Below are 26,958 nucleotides of genomic sequence, written 5' to 3' on the forward strand. Positions count from 1 at the left end.
GCCGATGGTACTGCGTGGGTGACCGCGTGGGAGAGTAGGACGCCGCCGGACTTCTTTTGGTGGGGGCTGTTTCTGGCTGTGGCCGGGAGCAGCCCCCACCTGTATTTCCGGACCTTTTCCCGGCCGACGGCTGACGGCCATGTCGGAGCGACGGAGGCGGTTGCCTGAGGCAGCCCCGTCGGCTCGGCTGCCAGCCATGCAGGGCACCCCCGCTGGTCTTGGTGACCAGGCCGCCGGCGAGCGCGCTCCGGCCCGCTCGGCTCATCGGCTGGTGTCAGGCTTGTGAGAAGGAGCCCCAGGCGGAGGCCCCTGGAGCGTTCGGACCGGCGCCGGAACCCGGAACGTGGAGGGTTCGGGTCATGCCGGAACGCCAGGTCACGGCGACCGGTCCTCCTGCTGTGTGACGGGTTCGACGCCCCTGTGCCGCCCGCATGTCCATGGTCTCGGTGGCCCCAGTTAAATGGACGTCCTACTATCGGAGTGCCAACGACGGTCGTTGGTGTCCGCGTACCGTCCTCGGGAGCAAGCCACATGAGCGCAGCCACCGTGGTGGGCCAGGAGGCCCCCGCCCTGCACGTGCCCGTCTGGCCGGTGCGCGTCGTCACCGCGGCGTCGCTGTTCGACGGCCATGACGCGGCGATCAACATCATGCGCCGGATCCTGCAGGCCCAGGGAGCCGAGGTGATCCACCTCGGTCACGACCGGGGCGTCGACGAGATCGTGACGGCGGCGATCCAGGAGGACGCGCAGGCGGTCGCGATCTCGTCCTACCAGGGCGGTCACGTCGAGTACTTCACCTACCTGGTGGACCGGCTGCGGGAGCGGGGAGCCGGGCACATCGGTGTGTACGGCGGCGGCGGCGGCGTCATCGTGCCGGACGAGATCGCGCTACTGCACTCCCGCGGTGTCGCGAGGATTTTCTCCCCGGAGGATGGCCAGCGGCTCGGCCTGCACCTGATGGTCAACAGCATCGTCCGTGACGGGGACGTCGATCTCGCGGCGGGCCCGCCGGCGGTCGAGGCGGTGCGGGCCGGCGACGAGTCCGCGCTGGCCCGGGCGATCACCGTGCTCGAGGACGGCCGGAACCCGGCCCTGGCCGCAGCGCTGCGCGAGGCGGCCGAGCGCGGACCGGCCGTGCCGGTGCTCGGCATCACCGGTACCGGCGGGTCCGGGAAGTCGTCGCTCACGGACGAGGTGCTGCGCCGTTTCCGTCTCGACCAGGAAGACGGCCTGCGCATCGCCGTCCTCGCGGTCGACCCGACCCGGCGGCGTGGCGGCGGTGCGCTGCTCGGCGACCGGATCAGGATGAACGCGCTGGGAGCCGGCTTCCTCGGCGGTGAGCCCGACGGCGGCGGTCCGGCGGACGGCGGTCCGGCGAAGGGCCGCCAGGGGAACGGTGCCCAGGGGAGTGGCGTCCACGGGAGCGGGGTCTTCTTCCGCTCGCTGGCCACCCGCGGCGCGGGGCGCGAGCTGCCCGAGCACCTCGCCGACATCATCGCGGCCTGCAAGGCCGCCGGGTACGACCTGATCATCGTGGAGACTCCGGGCATCGGCCAGGGCGACGCGGCGATCGTGCCCTTCTGTGACGTCTCGATGTACGTGATGACCCCCGAGTACGGGGCCGCGTCCCAACTCGAGAAGATCGACATGCTCGACTTCGCGGATGTCGTGGCGGTCAACAAGTTCGAGCGCCGCGGAGCGGAGGACGCGCGGCGCGACGTCGCGCGTCAGATAGTGCGCAACCGGGAGGACTTCGGCGCTTCCTGGGAGGAGATGCCGGTGTTCGGCACCTCGGCCGCGCGGTTCAGCGACGACGGGGTGACCGCGCTCTACCAGTTCCTGCGCGACCTGCTGCGCGAGCGCGGGCTGCGCGTGGTCCCGGGCCGGCTGCCGGCGGTGGACGTCCGTGTCTCCTCGGGGCTGACGACGGTGGTGCCGCCGGCACGGGTCCGCTACCTCGCGGAGATCGCCGATGCGGTGCGCGGCTACCACGCGCACACCGAGGAGCTGTCCGAGCTCGCCCGCCGGCGCCAGCACCTGTCCACGGCGATCGCCGAGCTCGACGGCGCCCAGGCGGATCACGCGAGCTCGAATGGCGCCGGCGGTCCGGGTGACGCGCTGGCGCGGCTGCGGAGCCTCCGGAACGCGGCTGACGCGGCGCTGGACGCGCGGACCCGCGAGCTGCTCGACGGCTGGCCCGCCCTGGTCGCCGAGCGGTCCGGCGAGGAGATGGTCTACACGGTGCGCGACCGGGAGATCCGCACCCCGCTGCGGCGCACGACGCTGTCGGGTACCGCCGTCCCCCGGGTGGCGGTGCCGCGGATCGACGACGACGCCCGCCTCGTACGGTTCCTGCGGCGGGAGAACCTGCCGGGGCTCTTCCCGTTCACCGCGGGCGTGTTCCCGTACAAGCGGGCCGGTGAGGCGCCGGCGCGGATGTTCGCCGGCGAGGGCGACCCGTTCCGCACGAACCGGCGGTTCCACCTGCTCTCCGCCGACTCGCCGGCGACCCGGCTGAGCACCGCGTTCGACTCGGTCACGCTTTACGGGCGGGACCCGGGCCCCCGCCCGGACGTGTACGGAAAGATCGGGACGTCCGGGGTCTCCGTGGCGACGCTGGACGACATGAAGGCGCTTTACGCGGGATTCGACCTGTGCTCGCCGACGACGAGCGTCTCGATGACGATCAACGGCCCGGCCCCGGCGATTCTGGCGATGTTCCTCAACACCGCGATCGACCAGCGGCTCGAGCTGTTCCGGACGGAGAACGGGCGCGAGCCGTCGGCGGCCGAGACGGCCGAGGTGGCAGCCTGGGCGCTGGCGAACGTGCGCGGCACCGTGCAGGCGGACATCCTCAAGGAGGACCAGGGCCAGAACACCTGCATCTTCTCGACGGAGTTCGCCCTGCGCTGCATGGCGGACGTGCAGGAATGGTTCATCGACCACCGCGTCCGAAACTTCTACTCGGTTTCGATCTCCGGCTACCACATCGCGGAGGCCGGGGCGAACCCGATCAGTCAGCTCGCGTTCACGCTCGCCAACGGGTTCACCTACGTCGAGGCCTACCTGGCGCGCGGAATGCGGATCGACGACTTCGCGCCCAACCTGTCGTTCTTCTTCTCCAACGGCATGGACGCCGAGTACAGCGTGATCGGCCGGGTGGCCCGGCGGATCTGGGCGGTCGCGATGCGCGAGCGCTACGGCGCGGCGGAGCGCTCCCAGAAGCTCAAGTACCACGTGCAGACCTCGGGTCGGTCGCTGCACGCGCGGGAGATGAACTTCAACGACATCCGGACGACATTGCAGGCATTGTGCGCGATCTATGACAACTGCAACAGCCTGCACACCAACGCCTACGACGAGGCTGTGACGACGCCCACGGAGCAGTCCGTGCGGCGGGCGCTGGCCATCCAGATGATCATCGATCAGGAATGGGGGCTCGCCGGGAACGAGAACCCGCTGCAGGGCTCCTTCGTGATCGACGAGCTGACCGACCTCGTCGAGGAGGCGGTGCTGGCCGAGTTCGAGCGGATCTCCGAGCGGGGCGGTGTTCTCGGCGCGATGGAGACCGGTTACCAGCGCGGGCGCATCCAGGATGAGTCGATGCTCTACGAGCGGCGCAAGCACGACGGCTCCCTGCCGATCATCGGGGTGAACACCTTCATCGGGCCGGACGCCGACGACAAGGGAGCCGGTCCGCTGGAGCTCGCCCGGGCCACCGAGGAGGAGAAGCAGTCCCAGCTGCGGCGCCTGGCGGACTTCACCAGCCGTAACCGCGAGCCCGCCCAGCAGGCTCTCGAGCGGCTGCGGCAGGTCGCCGCGGCGGGCGGTAACACTTTCGAGGTGCTGATGGACGCCGTGCGGGTGTGTTCCCTGGGCCAGATCAGCGCGGCGTTCTTCGAGGTCGGCGGACAGTACAGGCGTAACATCTGATGACGTGACCGCGGGCCGGTGCCGGTGCGCGGGCAGCGGCGCGTCGAGCGTGTGCACCCACGCCACCTGGTTCGTCGATCATCAGGCGATCACCAGATGTCGGTCGGACGTCGATCCGGGCGTCGGCGGGGATGCGCACCTGGGCGCGCTGTGTGGCCTTCATGTTGCCGGCATCGCCAACGTTGCCAGCATCGCCGTTCCCGGATGCAACGGTCGTACGCCGGAATGGCTATTGTTGATGGCTCCGCTGTCGATGGTCTGCCGGCCCGACGATCCCGTCCTGGAGATATTGCACCCGTGTCACAGCCGAAACCGCTTCCGACCGACCCGATCGCGGAGGCGCACCGGCAGTGGACCGCCCACGGATGGGGGCCCGTCGCGGACGGCATGGCCGCCGTCACCTCGCTGATGCGCGCGCAGCAGATCCTGCTCGCCCGGGTCGACGAGGTCCTGCGGCCCCTCGATCTCACGTTCGCCCGCTACGAGCTGCTCATGCTCCTGCTGTTCAGCCGCAAGGGCTCGCTGCCGCTGAGCCGCATCGGGAGCCTGCTGCAGGTGCACCCGACCAGCGTCACCAGCGCCGTGGACAGGCTGGAGGCCCGCGGGCAGGTGCGCCGCCTGCCGCATCCGACGGATCGGCGCGCGATCCTCGCCGAGATCACTGAGGACGGGCGGGCGACGGCGCTCGCGGCCACCGAGAAGCTCAACGACACGGTGTTCGCCGACCCCGGGCTTCCTGACAGCGGTGTGCGGGACCTCGTCGAGCTGCTCACCGACCTGCGGCGCGGTGCCGGCGACTTCTGACCCGCCCGGACCCGGACCCGGGCCAGCCGGTGCCCCGGCCCGGTGCGCGGCCGGGTTCGGGCGGTCGTCCCGAGGCCGGGTGGGGCGCCCGAGTGGCAGCTACCCTCTACAGACGTGACCTACCTCGACCACGCGGCGACCACGCCGATGCGCCCGGAGGCCGTCGCGGCGTTCACCGCCGTGTTGACGGACGCCGGGAACGCCTCATCGCTGCACGCCGGCGGTCGGCGCGCCCGCCGGATCGTCGAGGAGTCGAGGGAGTCCCTGGCCGAGGTGCTGGGCGCGCGGCCGTCCGACCTGATCTTCACTGCGGGCGGCACGGAGAGCGACAATCTGGCGATCAAGGGGCTGTACTGGTCGCGCCGCGCCGCCGACCCGCGCCGGCGCCGGATCCTGGTCAGCGCGGTGGAGCACCCGGCGGTGCTGGACACCGCGTCCTGGCTGGCCCGGCGGCAGGGGGCGGTGCTGGAGACGCTGCCGGTGGACGAGACCGGCCTGGTCGCCCCCGAGGTGCTGCGCGCCGCGGTGGAGTCCGACCCGGCCTCGGTCGCGCTCGTCTCGGTGATGTGGGCGAACAGCGAGGTGGGCACCATCCAGCCGGTCGCCGAGCTGGCCCGGGTCGCCCACGCTCGCGACATCCCGTTCCACACCGACGCCGTCCAGGCGTTCGGGCAGATCGAGACGTCGTTCGCCGCCAGTGAGGCGGACGCGCTGACGATCAGCGCGCACAAGATCGGCGGCCCGGTGGGGGTGGGCGCGCTGCTCGTGCGGCGCGGGGTCGAGGTGGAGCCGCTGGCGCACGGCGGCGGGCAGGAGCGCGACGTCCGCTCCGGGACGCTCAACACCCCGGGAGTGGCCGCCTTCGCCGCGGCGGCGGCCGCCGTCACCGCGGAGCTGCCCGCCGAGCGGGTCCGGCTGGCCTCGCTGCGCGACGACCTCGTGCGCCGGGTGCTGGCCGAGGTGCCCGGGGCGACGCTCAACGGTGCCGCCCCCGGCGCCGGCCGGCTGCCCGGAAACGCACACCTGACCTTCCCCGGCTGCGAGGGCGACTCGCTGCTGATGCTGCTCGACGCGCACGGGGTGGAATGCTCGACGGGCTCGGCCTGCTCGGCGGGAGTGGCGCGGCCCTCGCACGTGTTGTTGGCGATGGGCGCCGGTGAGGCCCACGCCCGTGGGTCGCTGCGGTTCTCGCTCGGGCACGGCTCGTCGGCGGCGGACGTCGACGCGCTGGTCGCCGTGATCGGTCCGGTGGTGGCGCGTGCCAGCCGCGCCGGTGAGCTCGCGGGTCTGAGCGCGGGGTGAGTCGATGAGCCGGCGGCGGGAGCGCCCGCCGAGCCGGCGGTGTGGACGAGGGGTGGGATCGTGAGCCGGATGAGGGTGCTCGCGGCCATGTCGGGCGGCGTCGACTCGGCGGTGGCCGCCGCCAGGGCCGTCGACGCCGGCCATGACGTGACCGGCGTCCACCTGGCGCTGTCGCGCTCGCCCGCCTCGGACCGGGTCGGTGCCCGTGGGTGCTGCACGCTCGAGGACGCCCGCGACGCCCGCCGTGCCGCCGACGTGCTCGGCATCCCCTTCTACGTCTGGGATCTCGCGGAGCGTTTCGAGACCGAGGTCATCGACGAGTTCGTCGCCGACTACTCGGCCGGGCGCACGCCCAACCCCTGCGTGCGCTGCAACGAGCGCATCAAGTTCGCCGCGGTGCTGGAGAAGGCGCTCGCGCTCGGCTTCGACGCGGTCGTCACCGGGCACCACGCCCGGCTGGACGAGGACGGCACGCTGCGCCGCTCGGTGGACCCGGCGAAGGACCAGTCGTACGTGCTCGGCACCCTGCGGCCCGAGCAGCTCGCCGCGGCCCGGTTCCCGCTCGGCGACTCGACGAAGGCCCAGGTCCGCGAGGAGGCCGCGCGCCGTGGCCTCGCCGTCGCCGACAAGCCGGACAGCCACGACATCTGTTTTGTGGCCTCCGGGGACACCGGCGCCTGGCTGCGCGAGCGCCTGGGGCCGCGTCCGGGCCCGGTCGTCGACGCGGAGACCGGCGAGACCCTCGGCGAGCACGACGGGGCGTACGCCTTCACGGTCGGGCAGCGCCGGGGGCTCGGGCTGGGACGTCCCGCGCCGGACGGCCGCCCGCGCTACGTGCTGGAGATCTCCCCGGCGACGTCGACGGTGACCGTCGGCCCGTCCAGCGCGCTGGACATGCGCAGCCTGGTCGCGGAGCGGATGGTCTGGCCCCATGACGGGCCGGTGTCGTGCACCGCGCAGGTCCGGGCGCACGGCGGGGTGGTCCCCGCGGTGGTGACGGCCCGGGGCGACGAGCTCGACGTGCGGCTGGCGGAGCCGGTGCGCGGCACTGCGGCGGGCCAGGCCGTGGTCTTCTACGACGGCGACCGGGTGCTCGGCGGCGGGCGCATCCGCTCCCTGGCGGCCTGAGGCACCGGGCCCGCCCGAAGCCCGGCCGCCCGCCTGGCCGGAGTGGCTCGTGTGGCCTGCGGCGCGCCTTCGGTGATGCGCCGGGCGCGGTTGCCGCGTGCTGACGGGTCCTGCCAGCGAGTCATCCGAGGGGTTCCGCCGGCGGGTCGTTCCGACGGGTGATCCTGGTGGGTGATTCTGGCGAGTGATTCTGGCGAGTGATTCTGGTGGGTGTTGTTCGCCGGCCGTGGCCTGGGGTCGCGGCCGGAATCTAAGGAGTCGATGTGGTGATGACGTGGTCTGCCACTGAGCGGGGCGCGGGCCCGGAGCCGATCCGGGACGTGCCGGGGGAGGGTGTCTCACCGCTGGGCAGCGACGGGACCGCCGAGCGGGCGGGCATCCCCTGGCCGCCCGGGACAGCCTCCGGGATCGGGTCGCTGCCGGATCTCGACCCGGTCGAGGCCGCGCGGTACGTCCTGGGGGAGGTGCCGGACCTGCCGTTCCTGCCGGAGCTGCCGGGCCGCGGGGTCGGCGCCGACATCATCGGCCGTTCGTGCGCGCTGCTGGTGGACCTGCCGGTCGACTTCCAGCCGTCCGGGTGGCGGCTGGTGCCGCGGCCCGGCCTGGACCTGCGCCGGGCCCGTGACCTGCTCGCCCGGGATCTGGACGCGTTCACCGAGGCGGCCGCCGGCTACACCGGGCCGCTCAAGGTGTCGGCCGCGGGCCCCTGGACGCTGGCCGGCGGGGTCGAGCTGCCGCGCGGGCACAAGGCGCTCGCCGATCAGGGCGCGGCCCGGGACCTGGCGGAGGCGCTCGCCGAGGGGCTGGTCGCCCACCTGGCCGACCTGGGGCGACGGATTCCGGGTGCCCGGATGCTCGTCCAGCTCGACGAGCCGTCGCTGCCGGCTATGCTCGCCGGCCACATCCGCACTCCCAGCGGGTTCTCCGTCCTGCCCGCCGTAGAGGAGGGGCCGGCGACCGAGCGGCTGGCCGGCGTGCTGTCCGCGGTGACCGGGGCGGCGTCGGTCGCCGCGTCCGGCGTGCACTGCTGCGCGCCGGACGTGCCGCTCGACCTGCTGCGGCGGGCCGGCGCGCGGTTCGTCGGCCTCGACGCGACCCTGCTCACCCGGGCGCAGGACGACGCGGTCGGCGAGGCGGTCGAGGCGGGCGTCGGCCTGATGTTCGGCCTGGTGCCGACGGACGGCGCCGGGAACCTGTCGGACCCCCGTCGTACGGTCGCGGTGGCGGTCGACCTGTGGCGTCGGCTGGGGTTCGCTCCGGAACTACTCGGGGAGGTGGTGGCCGTGACACCGACGTGTGGTCTGGCCAATGCCAGGGTGGGTGACGCGCGCGCCGCGCTGCGGCACTGCCGTGAGGCGGCGCGGGTCCTGGTGGAATCTCCACAGTGAGCGTGGACGAGCGCGGCCTGGCTGCCGACGAGCGTGGCCTGGCCGCTGACGAGGTTGGTCTGGCCGCCGACGAGCGTGGCCGGGCCGCCGAGCTGGCCCGCGAGCTGGAGGAACACGCCTACCGCTACTACGTGCTCGACAAGCCGACCGTCGCCGACGCCGAGTACGACGCGCTTATGCGCGAGCTGGAGGCGATCGAGGAGCGGCACCCCGAGCTGCGCACCCCGGACTCGCCGACCCAGAAGGTCGCCGGCTCCTACTCGACGCTGTTCACCCCGGTCGAGCACCTGGAACGGCTGCTGTCACTCGACAACGTCTTCACCGACGAGGAGTTCCACGCCTGGGCGGCGCGCGCCGCGCGGGAGCAGCCCGTCACGGCGTGGCTGTGTGAGCTGAAGATCGACGGGCTGGCGGTCGACCTCGTCTACGAGGGCGGCCGGCTCGTCCGCGCGGCCACCCGCGGTGACGGTCGCACGGGGGAGGACATCACGCCCAACGTGCGGACCCTGGCGAGCGTGCCGTCCCGGCTGTGCGGCCCGGCCGTGCCGGAGCTGCTCGAGGTGCGCGGCGAGGTGTTCTTCCCGACCGAGCGGTTCACCGAGCTCAACGCCGCGCTGGTTGAGGCGGGGAAGGCACCGTTCGCCAACCCGCGCAACGCCGCCGCCGGGTCGCTGCGCCAGAAGGACCCCCGGGTCACCGCCAGCCGTCCGCTCGACATGATCGTGCACGGCCTCGGCGCCCACCAGGGCTTCGACGTGGCGTCCCAGTCGGGCGCGTACGCGCGGTTCGCCGAGCTGGGGCTGCCGGTCTCCGCCCGTCACGAGGTGATGGCCTCGGTGGAGGACGTGCTCGCCTTCGTCCGGCGCTGGGGCGAGCACCGCCACGACGTCGAGCACGAGATCGACGGGGTCGTCGTGAAGGTCGACGACTTCGGCCAGCAGCGTCGCCTCGGCGCCACCTCGAAGGCCCCCCGCTGGGCGGTCGCGTTCAAGTACCCGCCGGAGGAGGTCACCACCCGGCTGCGCGACATCCAGGTGAACGTCGGCCGCACCGGCCGGGTGACCCCGTTCGGGGTGCTCGAGCCGGTGAAGGTGGCGGGGTCGACGGTGGCGATGGCCACCCTCCACAACATCGACGAGGTGGGTCGCAAAGGCGTCCTGATCGGCGACACCGTGGTGCTGCGCAAGGCCGGTGACGTCATCCCCGAGATCGTCAGCCCGGTCGTCGACCTGCGTGACGGTTCCGAGCGCGCGTTCGTGATGCCCACGCACTGCCCGGAGTGCGGCACCGAGCTGGTCCGCCCCGAGGGCGAGGTCGACATCCGCTGCCCGAACACCGTCTCGTGCCCGGCGCAGCTGCGGGAGTCGGTGTTCCACCTGGCGTCGCGCGGCGCGCTCGACATCGACGGGCTCGGTTACGAGACGGCGACGGTCCTGCTCGCGGAGGGCCGGATCCACGACATCGGCGACGTCTTCCACCTGGCCCCGGAGTCCTTCGAGGGGCTGCGTGGCTTCGCCGACAAGAAGATCGAGCAGATCCTGCGCGGCCTGGAGGCGGCTCGTGACCGCCCGCTGTGGCGGTTGCTGGTCGGGCTGTCGATCCGTCACGTCGGGCCGACGGCCGCCCGCGGGCTGGCCCGGGAGCTGCGTTCCCTCGACGCGATCGCGACGGCGCCCGCCGAGCGGCTCGCGGCCGTCGACGGCGTCGGGCCGAAGATCGCCGACGCGGTGGTCGACTGGTTCGCCGACCCGCGGCACCGCGACATCGTCGCCCGGATCGCCTCGGGCGGGGTCCGCCTGGCCGACGAGGGCGCCGGCGAGGGCCCCGGGCCGCTGGACGGCGTCGCGGTGGTCATCACCGGCACCCTGGACGGCTGGAGTCGGGACACGGCGACCGAGGCGGTGCAGTCCCGCGGCGGCAAGGTGACGGGCTCGGTGAGCAAGAAGACGACGTTCGTCGTCGCCGGCGCCGATCCCGGGGCGTCGAAGTACGACAAGGCCCGCACCCTGAAGATCCCGCTCCTGGACGAAGCCGGATTCGCCGTGCTTCTCCGTGACGGAGCGGATGCGGCTAGGGCACTCGCCGTGCTCGAGGAGGTCGACGGGTAACCTTCGCATCCTGGCAGCGAAAGGTTCATTACGGTGAGCACTCATATGTTCCGTCATGTTCTCGTCGGTGTGGCCGGGCGTCGGTGCGCCCGTCCCCGACGCGTCGAGGGATCGACGCGGGGCCGTTCCGGTCGCCGCTGATGCGCGCCCCGCGAGCCGGCGGCGTGCCGCCGGAGCCAGGGGCCGGGTGGGGGGCCGCGGTCGGCGCGGCGGGATGCCTGACGGCCGCGGTGGTCGCCGTCGCCGGGGGCTGGCGCGGTGCCTTCGACAACCTGGGCGTGGCCTTCGTGCTGATCGCCGGGCTCGCCCTTCTCGTCGGGTCGCAGCCGGTGCCCGTCGGTGGGACCTGGCCGGGCGCCTTCGGGCCGGCCGGTCTGCCGGCGGGCGCGCTGGGTGCCCGGCGCCGAGCGGGCGGGCCGGGCGCCGGCGGCAGTGATCTCACGATGACCTTCCTGTTCGCGCTCCTGCTCGGTTGGGGAACGCCGCCCGCGCTGGCGGCGCACCTGGTCGTCGGCGTCCTGCTGGAGCTCGTGCGGGGCGCGCGCCCGCGGTGGGTGATGGTGGTCGTCGGGCGCCGCTCGCTGGCGCTGTGCGCGGCGGGAGCCGTGGTGGCCGCGTACGGCCTCGGAGCCGATCTCGGGGCCGGGGATCTGCCCGAGGTCGCGCTCGCCGGCCTCGCGCTGTTCGCCGTCGACGACCTGCTCGGCCTGCCTACGCACCCGCGCGGGCCGGCGGCCGTCGGCGGCGCGGCCGGCCGTGGCGGGGGCCGTGCCCACGCCGGGTACCGGGCTCCCCTCGCCGACCTGCGGCGCCGGGTGGCGGGCGGGGTGGCGACGCTGTCCCTCGCGCCGCTGGTGGTGGTCGCCGCAGCGCGAAGCGCCTGGCTGGTGCCGCTGCTGCTGCCGGCGCTGCTGGTGGTGGCCCGGGTCGGTGAGGTCTCCCGGCAGAAGGAGCACGAGGCCCGCCACGACGGGCTCACCGGGCTGCCGAACCGGGCGGAGCTCGCCGAGCGCGCGGCCGCCAGCTTCCGCGCGGCCGAGCGGACCGGCTGCCGGGTCGGCCTGCTGCTGCTCGACCTGGACCGGTTCAAGGAGGTCAACGACCGGCTGGGGCACGAGGTCGGCGACCGGCTGCTGGTCGTCGCCGCGGCCCGGCTCACCGCCGCGCTGCGCCCCGGTGACGTCGTCGCGCGGCTGGGCGGCGACGAGTTCGCCGTCCTGCTGCCCGCGCTGCCGGCCGGCGAGGCGGGCCGGACGGTGGTCGGGGAGGTGGCCGGGCGCGTCCGAGGCGTGCTGCGTGCCCCGTACGAGATCGACGGGCAGTTCTGCGACGTCGACGCGAGCGTCGGGGTCGCGCTCTACCCGGACCACGGCGGCGACCTTCCCGCGCTGTCGCGGTGCGCCGACCTCGCCATGTACACCGCGAAGGAGCACCACCTCGGCGTCCAGGCCTACGGGCCGCGTGACGCCAGCCGTGCCCGGCTACGGGCCCGGACGACCGCCGAACTCGGCTACGCCCTGGAGCACGGGCAGCTCGAGGTGCACTACCAGCCGCAGGCGGAGATCGCCGACGGGCGGGTGCGGCGGGTCGAGGCGCTGCTGCGCTGGCGGCACCCCAGCCGGGGGCTGCTGCTGCCGGGAGTCTTCGTCCCGCTCGCCGAGTCCGCCGGCCTGATCCGCCCGATCACGTCGTGGGTGATGGGCCGCGCGCTCGCGCAGGTCGCCCGGTGGAACGCGGCGGGGATCCCGGTGGCGGTCGCGCTGAACGCGTCCGCGCGTGACCTGCGCGACCCCGGCTTCGTCGGCTCGGTCGCGGCCGCGCTGGCCGAGACCGGCCTGCCGGCCACGGCGCTGACCTTCGAGGTCACCGAGGGCGCCGTCACCGCGGACGGTGACGAGCCGGCCGGGGCGCTGCGCGACCTGGCGGACCTCGGTGTGCGGGTCAGCCTGGACGACTTCGGCACCGGCCGGGTCTCCCTCGACGCGCTGCGGCGCCTGCCGTTCGAGGAGATCAAGATCGACCGGACCGTGATCGGCCGGATGGCGGGCGCCGACCGCGACGCCGACTTCGTCCGCGCGGTCGTTCGGATGGCCGCGGACCTGGGGCTGCGGGTCGTCGCCGAGGGCGTGGAGACTCCCGTCGAATGGCGCCGGCTGGCCGGCTTCGGCGCGGACGCGGCCCAGGGGTGGCACGTGGCGCCCGCGCTGCCCGCGGTGCTGCTCACCCCGTGGCTCGCCGCCGCGTCGGCGGAAACGGCCGCGCCGCCGCGGTCGGCAGCCGCGGTCAGCGGCGCGCAGCCGTGCTCAGCGGCCGGGGCCGGCCGTGCGGGCGAGGGTGGCGGCGATGCCGGCCAGGTGCGCGAGCCGGGCCACCTCGGAGGAGCGGAACGCGGGGCCTCCCGGCCGGCCGACCAGGACGGCCAGCCGTTCGTGCCCGACCGGGGCCGCGGCGAGCTCCATGTTGACCGCCTCCCAGCGGGCCGGGAACTCGCCGTCGTCCGGCACGACGCGCCGCGCCGCGCGCAGCGGCAGCCAGGGCAGCGGGAGGCGCACCCGCTCCGGAACGCCGAGGTCGTCGCCGCCCAGGCTCGGCGCGCCCACCGAGGCCTCCCGGACCCGGACGTCGCCCGGCCCCAGGTACTCGAGCAGCAGCGTCCAGTCGGCGTGGAAGACCCCGGCGACCAGGTCGGTCAGCACGGCCACGGCGTCGGCGGGGCGTTCGGCGAGCGCGTCGACGAGCTCGAGGTCCTCGCTGATCCCGGCGCCGTCGGCCTGGTAGGGCCGCAGCGACTCGACTGAGACCCCGGGCACGGAGTGGGCCGCGGTGAACAGCCGCTCGGCCAGGCCGCCCGGGGGCAGGAGCACGATCAGGTCGTCGACCGCCCCGGCCGGTGTGTGCTCCACCACGGTGAGGCTGACGATGTCGATGCCGGCGGCACCGAGTGCCGTGGCCACCGCTCCCAGCACACCGGGATGATCGGGAAGCAGGAGCCGGAGCAGGTACGACATGTGGTTGAGCATGCGCAAGGGGCGTGACGGAACGGTGGCCGCCGGGTCACGCCCGCGTGTCGCGCCGCCCTACCGACGCCCGCCGCGCCCATGCCGTGTCGCCAACCGCCACGGATGAGTCGGGGTGGGGTGGTGGGCCGTACGATGTGGGGAACGCCGACGTTGTGTTCGCCGGCATGTCACCGCCGGCAGCAACCGGCGCGGCAGTCGTCCGGCGCCCAGCCGGCCGGGCCGCGGTCAGGGTCGCCGGTAGCGGCCTGCCGCCGGTCGTGGCCACCACCGGGCCACCACCCGCACGACGGCGCGCGACGACCTGACCGATCTCGGGCCTGTGCCCACCGCCCACGAGGGGTCCACCGGAATGGCGATCACCCGGGACGAGGTAGCCAACCTCGCCCGCCTGTCGCGGATGTCCCTGTCCGACGCCGAGCTCGACGCGCTCGCGCCGCAGCTCGAGGCGATCCTCGGCGCCGTCGCGCGGGTCTCCGAGGTCGCGGCCGCGGACATCCCGCCGACCTCGCACGCCGTGCCGCTGACCAATGTCTTCCGCGCGGACGTGACCCGCCCGTCGCTGCCGGTCGCCGACGTCCTCGCCGGTGCGCCCGCCGCCGAGGAGGGCCGGTTCCGGGTGCCGCGCATTCTCGATCCGGACGAGTGAGGGGCACCAGGCCGCACATGACCGACGTTTCCAGCACCTCAACGCCTGCCGCCGCGGCTGCCGCCGGCGCGGGCGCCCCCCGCCGCACGGACGACGTCGTCCGGCTGACCGCCGCCGAGACGGCGGCCGCGATCGCCGCGGGCGAGCTGTCCGCGCAGGACGCGACCCTCGCCGCGCTCGACCGCATCGCCAAGGTCGACGAGGCCGTCCACGCCTTCCTGCATGTTGACGCCGAGGGCGCGCTCGCCGCCGCCCGCGCGATCGACGCCCGCCGCGCCGCCGGGGAGAAGCTCGGCCCGCTCGCCGGCGTCCCGCTCGCGCTCAAGGACGTGCTCACCGCGCGGGGCATGCCGACGACCTGCGGCAGCCGCATCCTGGAGGGCTGGCGGCCGCCGTACGACGCGACCGTGGTCTCCCGGTTGCGCGCCGCCGACGTGGTCATCCTCGGCAAGGTCAACATGGACGAGTTCGCGATGGGCTCATCCACCGAGAACTCGGCGTACGGGCCGACCCGCAACCCGTGGGATCTCACCCGCATCCCCGGCGGTAGCAGCGGTGGCAGCGCGGCGGCGGTCGCCGCCTTCGAAGCGCCGCTGTCCATCGGCACCGACACCGGCGGGTCCATCCGCCAGCCGGCAGCGGTGTGCGGGCTGGTGGGGGTCAAGCCGACCTACGGCGGGGTGAGCCGCTACGGCCTGGTCGCGTTCTCCAGCTCGCTCGACCAGGCCGGGCCGCTGGCCCGCACCGTCGGCGACGCCGCCCTGCTGCACTCCGCGATCGCCGGGCACGACCCGCTGGACAGCACCAGCGTCGACCTGCCGGTGCCGCCGGTGGTCGAGGCCGCCGCGCGCCGCGACATCCGCGGCCTGCGGGTGGGCGTGGTGCGCGAGCTCTCCGGTGAGGGCTACGACCCGGGTGTGCAGGCGGCGTTCGACGCGGCGGTCCAGGAGCTGGCCGGTCTCGGCGCCGAGGTCGTGGAGGTGAGCTGCCCGCACTTCACCTACGCGCTGGCGGCGTACTACCTGATCGCGCCGAGCGAGTGCTCGTCCAACCTGGCCCGGTTCGACGCGATGCGGTTCGGGCTGCGCGCCGGGGACGACGGCCGGGCCGGTGCCGAGGAGGTCATGAGCCACACCCGCGACGTCGGCTTCGGTGCCGAGGTCAAGCGGCGGGTCATGCTCGGCACGTACGCGCTGTCCTCGGGCTACTACGACGCCTACTACGGGCAGGCGCAGAAGGTCCGGACGCTGATCAGCCGCGACTTCGCCGCCGCCTACGAGAAGGCCGACGTGCTGGTCTCGCCGACCACGCCGACGCCGGCCTTCCCGCTCGGCGACAAGGTGGACGACCCGGTGTCGATGTACCTGTCGGACCTGTGCACGATCCCGTCCAACCTGGCGGGCGGGCCGGCGATGAGCCTGCCGGCCGGCCTGGTGGGCGGGCTGCCCGCCGGCATCCAGATCATGGCCCCGGCGTTCGCGGACGACCGGCTCTACCTGGTCGGCGGAGCGCTCGAGGCCGCCCTGGAGGCGCGCCGCGGACATCCGCTGCTGGACGAGGCACCCGCGCTCTAGCACCGGCACCCGGAACACCGGGAAGCCGGGGAAGCCGGGAAGCCGGGGAAGGTCGGGAAAGTAAGGACGAGGAGGGACATGGCCGGGCTGCGCAGCGGCCGGCAGGACCGCGCACTGCTGCTGATCGTCTGGGGGCTCACGCTCCTGGTGCTCGTCCTCGGCGGCCTGACGCTGAGCCCGATCCTGCTGGTCTGGGGGATCATCGGGCTGCCCGCCGCGATCGCGCTGAGTTACGTCCACGTCCGTGACACCCGCTCCGCTCCCCGCCCGCCCGCCGCGGGTGAGGAAGACGGCGTCGACGGCATCGAAGAGGAGTCATCCCGGTGAGCACATCGGCTCCCGTCATCGCCACCCCGTCCTACGAGGACGCCACCGCCCGGTACGAGTCGGTGATCGGGCTGGAGACCCACGTCGAGCTCGGCACCGCGTCCAAGATGTTCTGCGGGTGCGCGACCGCCTTCGGCGCGGAGCCGAACACCCAGGTGTGCCCGGTCTGCCTGGGCCTGCCCGGCGCGCTGCCCGTGGTCAACGAGGCCGCGGTGCGTTTCGCGACGCTGATCGGGCTGGCGCTGAACTGTTCGATCGCGTCCTGGTGCCGGTTCGCCCGGAAGAACTACTTCTACCCGGACATGCCGAAGAACTTCCAGATCAGCCAGTACGACGAGCCACTGTGCTCGAACGGCTGGCTCGACGTCGAGGTCGAGGGCGAGATCCACCGGGTCGGGATCACCCGGGTGCACATGGAGGAGGACACCGGCAAGTCCCTGCACGTCGGCGGGGCGACCGGTCGGATCCACGGGGCGACCCACTCGCTGGTCGACTACAACCGCGCCGGCATCCCGCTGGTCGAGATCGTCACCGAGCCCGACATCCGCTCGCCGGAGGTCGCCCGCGCCTACGTCGACGAGCTGCGTGAGCTGTGCCGCGCGCTGGCCGTCTCGGACGTCCGGATGGACCAGGGCTCGCTGCGCTGCGACGCGAACGTCTCGCTGCGGCTGCGGCCCGCGCCCGGTGAGCCCGACGCGCCGTTCGGCACCCGGTCGGAGACGAAGAACCTGAACTCGCTGCGCTCGGTCGAGCGGGCGGTGCGGTTCGAGATCGTCCGGCAGGCCGCGCTGCTGGACGCGGGCGACCGGGTCGTGCAGGAGACCCGGCACTTCGACGAGGCCTCCGGGCGGACGTCGTCGGGCCGGTCCAAGGAGGAGGCGACCGACTACCGGTACTTCCCCGAGCCGGACCTGACGCCCCTCGCGCTCACGCACGAGTACATCGAGGCCGTTCGCGCGGTGGTGCCGGAGCTGCCGGCGCAGCGGCGCGTCCGGCTCATCGCCGAGCACGGGTACACGGTGCGCGACATCCAGGAGATGCGCAACGCCGGGGTGCTCGACCTGGTCGAGGCGACGGTGGCCGCCGGGGCCAGCCCGCCCGCGGCCCGCAAGTGGTGGCTCAACGAGCTCGCCCGGCGCGCGGCGGACGCCGGGGTCGAGCCGCGCGAGCTGGCGATCGGCCCGGCTGACGTGGCGCGGATCTGCGAGCTGGTCGCGGCCGGGCAGCTCACCGACGCGCTCGGGCGCAAGGTCATCGACGGGGTGCTCGCCGGTGACGGCTCCGCCGACGAGGTCATCGCCGCCCGTGGCCTGGCCGTGGTCTCCGATGACTCGGCGCTGCGCGACGCGGTCGACACGGCGATCGCCGGCGCGCCCGACATCGCCGAGAAGGTGCGGGGCGGCAAGGTGAACGCCGTCGGCCCGCTGGTCGGCGCGGTCATGAAGGCGATGCGCGGCCAGGCCGACGCCGCGGCCGTCCGCCGCCTGCTGCTGGAGCGCCTCGAGGCCTCCTGACACATCCGGGGCGGCGTCCGGGGCGGCGACGTGGGCCACATCACTGGTTCCGTTCTCGCTCCGGGCCCGGGGCGGCCGGTGTGCGACGATCGTCAGTGATGCAATCGACCACGCCGGGCCGGATGCCGGCGACCACACAGGGGCGGCTGCTCGCCACCAGCGACATCCACGTCCGCCACCCCGACAACCGGGCGATCGTCGAGGCGATGCGCCCGGGCCGCCCCGACGACTGGCTGCTCGTCGTCGGCGACGTCGGGGAGCTCTACGAGGACGTCGAATGGGCGCTGCGGCTGCTCGCCGACCGCTTCGCGCAGGTCGTGTGGGTACCGGGCAACCACGAGCTGTGGACGCTGGGGCGGGACCAGACGTCGCTGCGCGGCGAGGCGCGCTACCGGCGCCTGGTCGACCTGTGCGCCGGGCTCGGCGTGCTCACCCCGGAGGACCCCTACCCACTGTGGACGGGTCAGGGCGGCCCGGCGCGCATCGTGCCGATGTTCCTGCTCTACGACTACACGTTCCGGCCCGAGGGCACCTCGACCAAGCAGGAGGCGCTCGCCGCCGCCTACGAGGCCGGCATCGTGTGCTCGGACGAGTCGGTCCTCTTCCCCGACCCGTACCCGACCCGGGACGACTGGTGCCGGGCCCGGGTCGAGCTGACCCGGCGGCGGCTCGACGCGTGCCCGCGCGACGTCCCGCTCGTTCTCGTGAACCACTTCCCGCTGGTGCGGGAGCCGACCAGGATCCTGCGTTACCCGGTGTTCGCCCAGTGGTGCGGCACCGAGCTGACCGCGGACTGGCACACCCGCTACAACGTCGCCGCCGTGGTCTACGGGCACCTGCACATTCCGCGGACGACCTGGTACGACGGGGTGCGGTTCGAGGAGGTCTCGGTCGGCTACCCGCGCGAGTGGCGGTCCTGGCCGGCCCGTCGGCCGGTGCTGCGCCAGATCCTGCCGGCGCCGACGGGCGAGCCGGTGCCCCCGTGGGGGGCGCCCCGGGACGAGTCCGCCGCCGCGGCGATCCGGTCCGGGCTGGCAACGGATCGGGTGGATTAAGCCGAACGTCCGGTCGGTCGGCGTGGTCCTCCGTGTTACCACCATCAGTGCATCCGCGTGTCGGCTTGCCGACGAGCGACGGCGCGTCGGATGCGGAGCGGGTTAGCCGTTCGTAGGGTGTGGTCGGGCCGCACGGTCCTGTCAGGCGGTTCTCCGAGCGAGGGGGGAGGCGAGCCGTCGTGCCTCTCACCCCGACGGGGTTCAGCCCGTCCATGTCACGCCGCCGAGGCCGGGGCCGCGGCCGGCGTAACGTACTCATCGTCGCGCTCGTTGTGGTCCTGCTGGCGGTCGGCGGCGGGGTGGCCTACTGGTTGAAGTCCCGCTCCGACGCGCGTGAGGCCGACCGCCGGGTGGCCGCGGTCGCCCACGCCTACCTGGACGCCTGGAAGACGCTGACGACCGCGCCGGCCGCCGAGGAACCGGCGGCGGGTGACCCGGGCGGCGGCACCGCGGGCGCGCCGGCGACGGCCGCACCGGCAGCATCGGCCGCGCCGGCAGCTGCCGGGCAGGTCCGGGAGCGGGCGGGCGCCGCCGTGACGGCCCTCAGCACCGACGGCGACATCGCGGTCGGTGCCCTTGTCGGGCTGATGGGCGACGTGCGCGACCGGCTCTCGGTGACCGGGGCCGAGCTCGTCCCCGGCGAGCTGACCCGGTCGGGCACGAGCGCCACCGTCCCGTACACCGCGAAGCTGACGCTCGCCGGTTTCGCCGAGCCGCTGGCCTACGTGGGTGAGCTGGCCCTCGTCGACACCGGCGGCGGGCAGTGGAAGGTGCGGGCCCGGCCGTCCTCGGTGCACCCGTCCCTCAAGCCCGGCCTGCGCCTCGACCGCGCCGTGTCCACCGGCGAGCGCGGCGCCCTGCTCGACGTCAACGGGCGGCCGCTGGACGGCAGCCCCGAGCTCGCCGGGAACCTCGTCGGCCGGGTCGATCCGGCGTCCGGCCTGCAGCGGGTGTACGACGCCAGGCTGCGGCCGCAGGGCGGCTCGGTGGTGGTGCGCACCGACGGCAACGAGACCGTCGAGACCCTCAAGACCTACCCGAGCAGCAACGGCGAGGAGATCCGCACCACCATCAACCTGGACGTCCAGCGCGCGGGGGAGGCGGCGCTGGGGACCGCGTCGCGCCCCAACGGGGCCCTCGTCGCGATCGACACCCGTACCGGCGGGGTGCTGGCGGCGGTGAACCACCCGCTCAACGGCTACGGCCGGGCGGTGCGCGGCTCCTACCCGCCGGGCTCCACCTTCAAGATCGTGACGGCTACCGCGGCGCTGATGAGCGGCAAGGCCGCCGACACCATGATCGACTGTACGCAGACGGTGAGCGTCGGCGGGCGCGAGTTCCAGAACGCCGAGGCGGAGCAGTTCGGGGCCATCCCGCTGCGGACGGTCTTCGCCAAGAGCTGCAACACCGCCTTCATCCGGCTCGAGCAGTCGCTGCCCGACGACGCGCTCGAGCGGGCCGCGAAGCTCTACGGGTTCGACAGCTCCGAGCCGTTGCCGATCGCCAGCGTGGGCGGCTCGTTCCCGACCCCGCGCGACGCCGTCGAGTCGGCGTCCGCCTCGATCGGGCAGGGGCGGGTGGCCGCGTCGCCGCTGCAGATGGCGAGCGTCGCCGCGGCGGTGGCCAGCGGCACCTGGCATCAGCCGTTCGTCGTCGGAGAGTCCCCGCGCAGCAACCCCCTCCCGGCCGAGGCACTGGGGCCGCTGCGGGACTTCATGCGCGCGGTGGTCACCGAGGGGACCGCGGCCGGCGTCCCGATGCCCGGCGACGTCCACGGCAAGACGGGCACGGCCGAGTACGCCGACGGCAACCCGCCGCCCACGCACGGCTGGTTCGTCGCCTACCGCGGCGACGTCGCCGTCGCGGTGGTGATCGAGGACGGCGGGTTCGGCGCCGAGTCGGCCGCGCCGGTGGTGTCGGCGTTCTACACCGCCCTCGACGGCGGCCAGGTCGGCGGCCCGCCCGCCGCGGCCGGCTGATCGGTTCCCTGCCACCCCGCCGGCATCGACCGGACCATGATCACATGGCCGTCGCCGGCGGGGTGGCGCATGCTTGTCTGGCGTCCCGGCGGGCGGCGCGGCGACTGTCGTCGCGGTGTCGGTGTTGTGGTCTGTCTCTCCGGACGCGACGTGGTGCTTGACGCGGTGGCGGATGTCGGGGATGGTTATCCGCATGCTGCTCGGCATTCTCGTACGCTCGGAGCGCGTGTAGTCGGACCAGATCGGTCTCCGACCACCCGCGCCGCCCCTCAGTGCCCATGGCACGAGGGGTTTTTTCGTGTCCGGCCCCGACCCCGGCCCCGCGTGACGCCGTTCCCGGACACGGGCACGGCGGCAACGCCGCGCACGGCGACCACCCGTCGCCGTCCGTGGACCCGCCCGTGAACGACGTCCCGTCCGCACCTCGCCGGCCCCGTCAAGGAAGACGACAGATGACCAGAGAGACCAGACAGATCACCGGAGCGCAGTCGCTCGTCCACTCGCTCGAGGCGGTCGGTGCCGACGTGGTCTTCGGCATTCCGGGCGGGGCGATCCTGCCCGCCTACGATCCGCTGTTCGACTCCACCCGGGTCCGGCACGTGCTCGTCCGGCACGAGCAGGGCGCCGGGCACGCCGCCGAGGGGTATGCCCAGGCCACCGGGCGTGTCGGGGTCTGCATGGCGACGTCCGGGCCGGGCGCGACGAACCTCGTGACACCGATCGCGGACGCCTACATGGACTCGGTGCCCATCGTCGCCATCACCGGGCAGGTGCCGAGCGCGGCCATCGGCACCGACGCCTTCCAGGAAGCCGACATCTGCGGCATCACGCTGCCGATCACCAAGCACAACTTCCTGGTGCAGTCGGCGGACGACATCCCGCGCACGATCGCCGAGGCGTTCCACATCGCCTCGACGGGGCGCCCGGGCCCGGTGCTGGTCGACCTGCCGAAGGACATCCTGCAGGGCGTCACCTCGGTGCTGCCGCACGAGGTGTGGCCGCCCACGCTCGACCTGCCCGGCTACCGCCCGGTCACCCGGCCGCACGCCAAGCAGGTCCGCGAGGCGGCCAAGATGATCAGTGCGGCGCGCCGGCCGGTGCTCTACGTGGGCGGTGGGGTGCTGAAGGCCCGTGCCGCCGCCGAGCTGCGGGTGCTCGCCGAGCTCACCGGCATCCCGGTGGTCACCACGCTGATGGCGCGCGGCGCGTTCCCCGACTCCCACCCGCAGCACCTGGGCATGCCCGGGATGCACGGCTCCGTCGCCGCGGTCACCGCGATGCAGAAGGCCGACCTGCTGATCACCCTGGGGGCCAGGTTCGACGACCGGGTCACCGGCAAGCTGTCGTCGTTCGCGCCCGGCGCGGCCGTCATCCACGCCGACATCGACCCGGCCGAGATCGGCAAGAACCGGATCGCCGACGTGCCGATCGTGGGCGACTGCCGGGAGGTCATCGCCGACCTGACCGCGGCACTGCGCACCGAGGAACGCCCCGACCTGGAGGGCTGGTGGCGGTCGCTGGACCGCTGGCGCAAGACCTACCCGCTCGGCTACGACCAGCCCGCCGACGGCTCGCTCGCCCCGCAGCAGGTCATCGAGCGGATCGGCCGGATCGCCGGCCCGGAGACCGTTTTCGCGGCCGGGGTGGGGCAGCACCAGATGTGGGCCGCCCAGTTCATCTCCTACGAGCACCCCTACACCTGGCTGAACTCCGGCGGCGCCGGCACCATGGGCTACGCCGTGCCGGCCGCGATGGGCGCCAAGGTCGGCCGCCCGGAGGCCACCGTGTGGGCGATCGACGGCGACGGCTGCTTCCAGATGACCAACCAGGAGCTCGCCACCTGCGCCCTGGAGGGCATCCCGATCAAGGTCGCGGTCATCAACAACGGTTCGCTGGGCATGGTCCGGCAGTGGCAGACGCTCTTCTACGACAAGCGCTACTCGAACACCGACCTGGGCACCCACCCGGTGTCGGCGCGCACCGGGGTGACCCGGGTCCCCGACTTCGTGCGCCTCGCCGAGGCCCTGGGCTGCGTCGGCCTGCGCTGTGAGTCGCCCGCGGACGTGGACGCCACGATCGAGAAGGCGATGAGCATCGACGACGCCCCGGTTGTGGTCGACTTCGTGGTCCACCCCGACGCGATGGTGTGGCCGATGGTGGCCGCCGGCTCGAGCAACGACGAGATCCGCGTCGCCCGCGACATCGCCCCCGACTTCGACTACTCCGGCGACGCGGAGGTCAACCTGTGACCCGGCACACTCTCTCGGTGCTCGTCGAGAACAAGCCCGGCGTCCTGGCCCGGGTGTCCGGCCTGTTCTCCCGGCGCGGCTTCAACATCGAGTCGCTCGCCGTCGGGCCGACCGAGCACGCGGACGTCTCCCGGATGACGATCGTCGTCGCGGTGGAGGACCTGCCGCTGGAGCAGGTCACCAAGCAGCTCAACAAGCTGGTGAACGTGCTGAAGATCGTGGAGATGGACACGGCCGTCTCCGTGCAGCGCGAGCTGATGCTGGTCAAGGTGCGGGCCGACCTCTCGGTCCGCTCCCAGGTGCTCGAGACCGTGCAGCTCTTCCGGGCCAAGGTCGTGGACGTCGCCCCCGACGCGGTGACGATCGAGGCCACCGGTACCCGTGACAAGCTGGACGCGCTCATCCGCATGCTGGAGCCCTTCGGGATCCGCGAGCTGGTCCAGTCCGGCATGGTCGCGCTCGGCCGCGGGTCGCGGTCGATCACCGATCGCAGTCTGCGCGCCGTCGAGCGCTCGGCCTGACTCCCATCCCTCATTCACCCCTCATTTCCCTCGAGGAGATTCACCGAAGATGGTCGAGATCTACTACGACGACGACGCCAACCTCGACAACCTGGCCGACCGCAAGGTCGCCGTGATCGGCTTCGGCAGCCAGGGGCACGCGCACGCGCTGAACCTGCGCGACAGCGGGGTCGACGTCCGCGTCGGGCTGCCGGAGACGAGCACCAGTCGGGCCAAGGCCGAGGAGCAGGGCCTGCGGGTGGTGACCCCGGCGGAGGCGTCCGCCGAGGCCGACATCATCATGATCCTCACGCCGGACACGACCCACCGCAAGATCTACGCCGAGTCGATCGCGCCGCACCTCACCCCCGGCAAGGCGCTGGCGTTCGGGCACGGGTTCAACATCCGGTACGGCCTCATCGAGCCGCCGGCCGGCGTCGACGTCTTCATGGTCGCGCCCAAGGGCCCGGGTCACCTCGTCCGCCGGGTGTTCGTCGAGGGCAAGGGCGTACCGGTGCTCGTCGCCGTCGAGGCCGACGCCACCGGCAAGGCGCTCGACATCGCGCTCGCCTACGCGAAGGGCATCGGCGGCACCCGGGCCGGCGCGCTGCGCACGACCTTCACCGAGGAGACCGAGACCGACCTGTTCGGCGAGCAGGCGGTGCTCTGCGGCGGCGCCAGCGCGCTGGTCCAGGCCGGCTTCGAGACACTGGTCGAGGCGGGCTACACCCCCGAGGTCGCGTACTTCGAGTGCCTGCACGAGCTGAAGCTGATCGTCGACCTCATGTACGAGGGCGGCATCTCGCAGATGCGCTACTCCATCTCGGACACCGCCGAGTACGGCGACGTCACTCGCGGCCCGCGGGTGATCACCCCGGCGGTCAAGGCCGAGATGCGCAAGATCCTCGACGAGATCCAGGACGGGACGTTCGCCCGCGAGTGGGTCGCCGAGGACGACGCGGGCCGGGCCACCTTCACCAAGCTCGTCGAGGAGGGCAAGCAGCACCCGATCGAGCAGGTCGGTGGCAAGCTCCGCCCGATGATGTCCTGGATCGCGAAGGACTGAGGCGGGCCGGGCCGGGCGGCACGTGCCGCCCGGCCCGTCGACGTGCGCCCGCGCCCGCCACAGGTGAGAGCGGGCACACCCGTCGCGGCGCCCGAACGTGCGGAGCTGCGTCTGTAGGCTGTACCCGCACCGAACCGCCCACCGATTCGACATCGTCGTCGTCCGCCCGGGCCGCGGCGCAGCGCGTCCACGCCGCTGCGTCCTCCTCAGCGGTGGCCGGCGACGAGCGTGCTAGGAGCAGACCGTGCCCGTCGTACTCGTCGCCGAGGAACTCTCACCGGCCGGGCTGGAGGTCCTGTCCGGGGACTTCGAGATCCGTCATGTGGACGGGGCCGACCGATCCGCCCTGCTGCCGGCGCTGGCGGACGTCGACGCGGTCCTCATCCGCTCGGCAACGAAGATCGACGCCGAGGCGCTCGCGGCCGCCCCGCGACTGAAGGTCGTGGCCCGCGCCGGGATCGGGCTCGACAACGTCGACGTCCCCGCCGCCACCAACCGCGGCGTCATGGTGGTGAACGCGCCGCAGTCGAACATCGTCAGCGCCGCCGAGCACGCCATCGCACTGCTGCTCGCGGTCGCCCGCCGGGTCCCGGCCGCCCATGAGTCGCTCGTCGGCGGTGAGTGGAAGCGCTCGAAGTACGTCGGCGTGGAGCTGACGGAGAAGACCGCGGGCGTCGTCGGCCTCGGCCGCATCGGTGTCCTGGTCGCGCAGCGGCTGGCGGCCTTCGGGATGAAGGTCCTGGCCTACGACCCCTATGTCTCCGTCGCCCGCGCCTCGCAGCTCGGTGTGCGCCTGGTGGACCTCGACGAGCTGCTCACGTCCAGCGACGTCATCACGATCCACCTGCCGAAGACACCCGAGACGCTGGGGCTCATCGGGGCCGACGAGCTGGCCAGGGTGAAGCCGGGCGTGATCATCGTCAACGCGGCGCGCGGCGGCCTGGTCGACGAGGGCGCCCTGGCCGACGCGGTCCGGTCCGGCCGGGTCGGCGGTGTCGGGCTCGACGTGTACGTCAAGGAGCCGACCACCTCCTCGCCGCTGTTCGGGCTGGAGAACGTCGTCGTCACCCCGCACCTGGGCGCCTCGACGCAGGAGGCGCAGGACAAGGCCGGTCTGGCCGTGGCCCGTTCGGTGCGCCTCGCGCTCAGCGGCGAGTTCGTCCCGGACGCGGTGAACGTGCAGGCCGGCGGGGTCGTGGCCGAGGACGTGCGGCCCGGTCTGCCGCTGGCGGAGAAGCTGGGCCAGCTCTTCTCCGGGCTGGCCGCGGGCGTGGCCGCCGCGATCACCGTCGAGGTGCGCGGCGAGATCGCCGCGCACGACGTGTCGGTGCTGCAGCTCGCCGTCCTCAAGGGTGTCTTCATCGACATCGTCGAGGAGCAGGTCACCTACGTGAACGCGCCGCTGATCGCCAAGGAGCGCGGCGTCGACGTGGCGCTGGAGACCTCCGAGGAGAGCCCGGACTACCGCAACCTCGTCACGGTGCGCGGCGTCCTGCCCGACGGGACGGCGGTCTCGGTCAGCGGGACGCTCGTCGGTTCCCGCCAGGTCGAGAAGATCACCGCGATCGACGGGTTCGAGGTCGACCTGCGTCCCGAGGACCACCTGGCGTTCTTCCGTTACGAGGATCGTCCCGGCATCGTCGGGGCCGTCGGCGCGCTGCTGGGCGAGGCCCACATCAACATCGCCAACGCTCAGGTCAGCCGGCTCAGCGCCGGTGGCGAGGCCCTCATGTCGCTGTCCCTGGACGACGCGGTGGCGCCCGACATCCTGGCCGAGATCGCCAAGATCATCGGTGCGTCGTACGCCCGCGCGGTGAGCATCTCCGCGGGCTGAGCGCGCCCCGGTGCAGGTAGGGCGCCTGTGCGGCAAGATTCTCCGTACTTGACCGGGGTCGTGACGACTCGGCCCGGTGTGGGTGATCTTTAGCGGGAAGCGGCGCTCTTGCGCGCTTGCGCGCGTTACCGTGACAGGCATGGCGGCACGGCACCCGGATCCGTTCGAGGACCTTCGGCTCGACGAGCGCTTCGTCCGGTCGGCCCGGTTTCTCGAGCCATCGGCCCGTGAGCGGGCCGGTCAGGTTGTTCGGGGCCACGGGACACGGTGCCAGGTGGTGCCCGCGCCCCGTGGGCTGCAGGGATTCGTTCACCGGTTGTTCGTCGCGCCGCCACGCCCGGCGCCGCGGACGAGGCGACTCACCCGGGTGCTGGCGGTTGTCACGCTCGCCGTCGGCATGATCAGCCTGACGTTCGTGGCGCTGCGTCAGACCGCGGGCCGCGGCACACCGGTGGCGACGGAACCGCTGCCGGTCTCGCAGGTCAGCACCCCCGTCGGCGGGCCGGCGTCGGCGAGCAGCGGGGGTGAGCT

General features: G+C 73.4%; 17 protein-coding genes and 2 pseudogenes. 18 read left to right on the forward strand and 1 reads right to left on the reverse strand.

Annotation, left to right across the window (positions count from 1 at the left end; all coding sequences use genetic code 11):
• The first annotated feature begins 531 nt into the window (after nt 1-531).
• The 7 genes and pseudogenes from FMEAI12_RS21570 to FMEAI12_RS38465 form a co-directional block, all read left to right on the forward strand.
• Complete coding sequence (locus tag FMEAI12_RS21570; RefSeq protein ID WP_112107618.1) at nt 532-3,933, forward strand: methylmalonyl-CoA mutase family protein; 3,402 nt, start codon at nt 532-534, stop codon at nt 3,931-3,933.
• Nucleotides 3,934-4,230: 297 nt separating this feature from the next.
• Nucleotides 4,231-4,737, forward strand: coding sequence for a MarR family winged helix-turn-helix transcriptional regulator (locus FMEAI12_RS21575; RefSeq protein WP_071060699.1), 507 nt, complete (start codon nt 4,231-4,233; stop codon nt 4,735-4,737).
• Nucleotides 4,738-4,851: 114 nt separating this feature from the next.
• Nucleotides 4,852-6,039, forward strand: a complete 1,188-nt coding sequence (locus FMEAI12_RS21580) for a cysteine desulfurase family protein (protein ID WP_071060697.1) — start codon at nt 4,852-4,854, stop codon at nt 6,037-6,039.
• Nucleotides 6,040-6,108: 69 nt separating this feature from the next.
• Entirely contained in the window at nt 6,109-7,167 is a 1,059-nt protein-coding gene (mnmA, locus tag FMEAI12_RS21585; RefSeq protein WP_071060695.1) for a tRNA 2-thiouridine(34) synthase MnmA, read from the forward strand.
• 269 nt (nt 7,168-7,436) lie between these two features.
• A complete protein-coding gene (locus tag FMEAI12_RS21590; RefSeq protein ID WP_112107625.1) occupies nt 7,437-8,555 on the forward strand; it encodes a methionine synthase in 1,119 nt (372 codons plus the stop codon).
• Nucleotides 8,552-10,663, forward strand: coding sequence for an NAD-dependent DNA ligase LigA (gene ligA, locus FMEAI12_RS21595; protein ID WP_112107619.1), 2,112 nt, complete (start codon nt 8,552-8,554; stop codon nt 10,661-10,663). The genes FMEAI12_RS21590 and ligA overlap by 4 nt, the downstream gene beginning before the upstream one ends.
• Nucleotides 10,664-11,220: 557 nt before the next feature.
• Nucleotides 11,221-12,852 (forward strand): annotated as a pseudogene (locus FMEAI12_RS38465) (putative bifunctional diguanylate cyclase/phosphodiesterase); the annotation flags it as partial.
• A 114-nt stretch (nt 12,853-12,966) separates the two neighbouring features.
• On the opposite strand, the gene FMEAI12_RS38470 reads toward FMEAI12_RS38465, so the two are convergent.
• On the reverse strand, nt 12,967-13,683 hold the full coding sequence (locus FMEAI12_RS38470) for an ACT domain-containing protein (protein WP_112107621.1): 717 nt from the start codon (nt 13,681-13,683) through the stop codon (nt 12,967-12,969).
• Nucleotides 13,684-14,032: 349 nt separating this feature from the next.
• Here FMEAI12_RS38470 and gatC point away from each other — a divergent pair, with 349 nt between their 5' ends.
• From gatC to FMEAI12_RS21660, 11 genes and pseudogenes are all read left to right on the forward strand, one after another.
• Nucleotides 14,033-14,329, forward strand: coding sequence for an Asp-tRNA(Asn)/Glu-tRNA(Gln) amidotransferase subunit GatC (gene gatC, locus FMEAI12_RS21610; RefSeq protein WP_020458721.1), 297 nt, complete (start codon nt 14,033-14,035; stop codon nt 14,327-14,329).
• A gap of 17 nt (nt 14,330-14,346) precedes the next feature.
• Nucleotides 14,347-15,903, forward strand: coding sequence for an Asp-tRNA(Asn)/Glu-tRNA(Gln) amidotransferase subunit GatA (gatA, locus tag FMEAI12_RS21615; protein WP_235014283.1), 1,557 nt, complete (start codon nt 14,347-14,349; stop codon nt 15,901-15,903).
• 78 nt (nt 15,904-15,981) lie between these two features.
• Nucleotides 15,982-16,230: a hypothetical protein gene (locus tag FMEAI12_RS21620; RefSeq protein WP_112107622.1), complete on the forward strand. Its 249-nt coding sequence runs from the start codon at nt 15,982-15,984 to the stop codon at nt 16,228-16,230.
• A complete protein-coding gene (gene gatB, locus FMEAI12_RS21625) occupies nt 16,227-17,744 on the forward strand; it encodes an Asp-tRNA(Asn)/Glu-tRNA(Gln) amidotransferase subunit GatB (protein WP_112107623.1) in 1,518 nt (505 codons plus the stop codon). Before FMEAI12_RS21620 ends, gatB begins: the two co-directional genes overlap by 4 nt.
• Nucleotides 17,745-17,866: 122 nt before the next feature.
• The gene (locus tag FMEAI12_RS21630; protein ID WP_071060726.1) at nt 17,867-18,799 is read left to right on the forward strand and encodes a metallophosphoesterase; all 933 of its coding nucleotides are present in this window, start codon (nt 17,867-17,869) and stop codon (nt 18,797-18,799) included.
• A gap of 179 nt (nt 18,800-18,978) precedes the next feature.
• Nucleotides 18,979-20,778 carry a penicillin-binding transpeptidase domain-containing protein gene (locus tag FMEAI12_RS21635; protein ID WP_112107624.1) on the forward strand — a complete coding sequence of 600 codons (1,800 nt, stop codon included), beginning with the start codon at nt 18,979-18,981 and terminating at the stop codon, nt 20,776-20,778.
• A gap of 278 nt (nt 20,779-21,056) precedes the next feature.
• A complete protein-coding gene (locus FMEAI12_RS21640; protein ID WP_255565721.1) occupies nt 21,057-23,027 on the forward strand; it encodes an acetolactate synthase large subunit in 1,971 nt (656 codons plus the stop codon).
• Nucleotides 23,024-23,548: an acetolactate synthase small subunit gene (ilvN, locus tag FMEAI12_RS21645; protein WP_020458728.1), complete on the forward strand. Its 525-nt coding sequence runs from the start codon at nt 23,024-23,026 to the stop codon at nt 23,546-23,548. The genes FMEAI12_RS21640 and ilvN overlap by 4 nt, the downstream gene beginning before the upstream one ends.
• Nucleotides 23,549-23,597: 49 nt before the next feature.
• Nucleotides 23,598-24,593 carry a ketol-acid reductoisomerase gene (ilvC, locus tag FMEAI12_RS21650; RefSeq protein WP_020458729.1) on the forward strand — a complete coding sequence of 332 codons (996 nt, stop codon included), beginning with the start codon at nt 23,598-23,600 and terminating at the stop codon, nt 24,591-24,593.
• Nucleotides 24,594-24,837: 244 nt separating this feature from the next.
• Nucleotides 24,838-26,427, forward strand: a complete 1,590-nt coding sequence (gene serA / locus FMEAI12_RS21655) for a phosphoglycerate dehydrogenase (RefSeq protein ID WP_020458730.1) — start codon at nt 24,838-24,840, stop codon at nt 26,425-26,427.
• 139 nt (nt 26,428-26,566) lie between these two features.
• Nucleotides 26,567-26,958 (forward strand): annotated as a pseudogene (locus FMEAI12_RS21660) (hypothetical protein); the annotation flags it as partial.

The organism is Parafrankia sp. Ea1.12, assembly GCF_900465275.1.
Classification (GTDB): domain Bacteria; phylum Actinomycetota; class Actinomycetes; order Frankiales; family Frankiaceae; genus Parafrankia; species Parafrankia soli.

Excerpts from the sequence above, each read along its gene's own strand:
- FMEAI12_RS21570 (WP_112107618.1), top strand. The coding sequence starts at position 532 with ATGAGCGCAGCCACCGTGGTGGGCCAGGAGGCCCCCGCCCTGCACGTG.
- FMEAI12_RS38470 (WP_112107621.1), bottom strand. The coding sequence starts at position 13,683 with ATGCTCAACCACATGTCGTACCTGCTCCGGCTCCTGCTTCCCGATCAT.
- gatC (WP_020458721.1), top strand. The coding sequence starts at position 14,033 with ATGGCGATCACCCGGGACGAGGTAGCCAACCTCGCCCGCCTGTCGCGG.
- ilvC (WP_020458729.1), top strand. The coding sequence starts at position 23,598 with ATGGTCGAGATCTACTACGACGACGACGCCAACCTCGACAACCTGGCC.
- FMEAI12_RS21620 (WP_112107622.1), top strand. The coding sequence starts at position 15,982 with ATGGCCGGGCTGCGCAGCGGCCGGCAGGACCGCGCACTGCTGCTGATC.
- gatA (WP_235014283.1), top strand. The coding sequence starts at position 14,347 with ATGACCGACGTTTCCAGCACCTCAACGCCTGCCGCCGCGGCTGCCGCC.
- FMEAI12_RS21630 (WP_071060726.1), top strand. The coding sequence starts at position 17,867 with ATGCCGGCGACCACACAGGGGCGGCTGCTCGCCACCAGCGACATCCAC.
- FMEAI12_RS21640 (WP_255565721.1), top strand. The coding sequence starts at position 21,057 with ATGGCACGAGGGGTTTTTTCGTGTCCGGCCCCGACCCCGGCCCCGCGT.
- FMEAI12_RS21590 (WP_112107625.1), top strand. The coding sequence starts at position 7,437 with ATGACGTGGTCTGCCACTGAGCGGGGCGCGGGCCCGGAGCCGATCCGG.
- mnmA (WP_071060695.1), top strand. The coding sequence starts at position 6,109 with ATGAGGGTGCTCGCGGCCATGTCGGGCGGCGTCGACTCGGCGGTGGCC.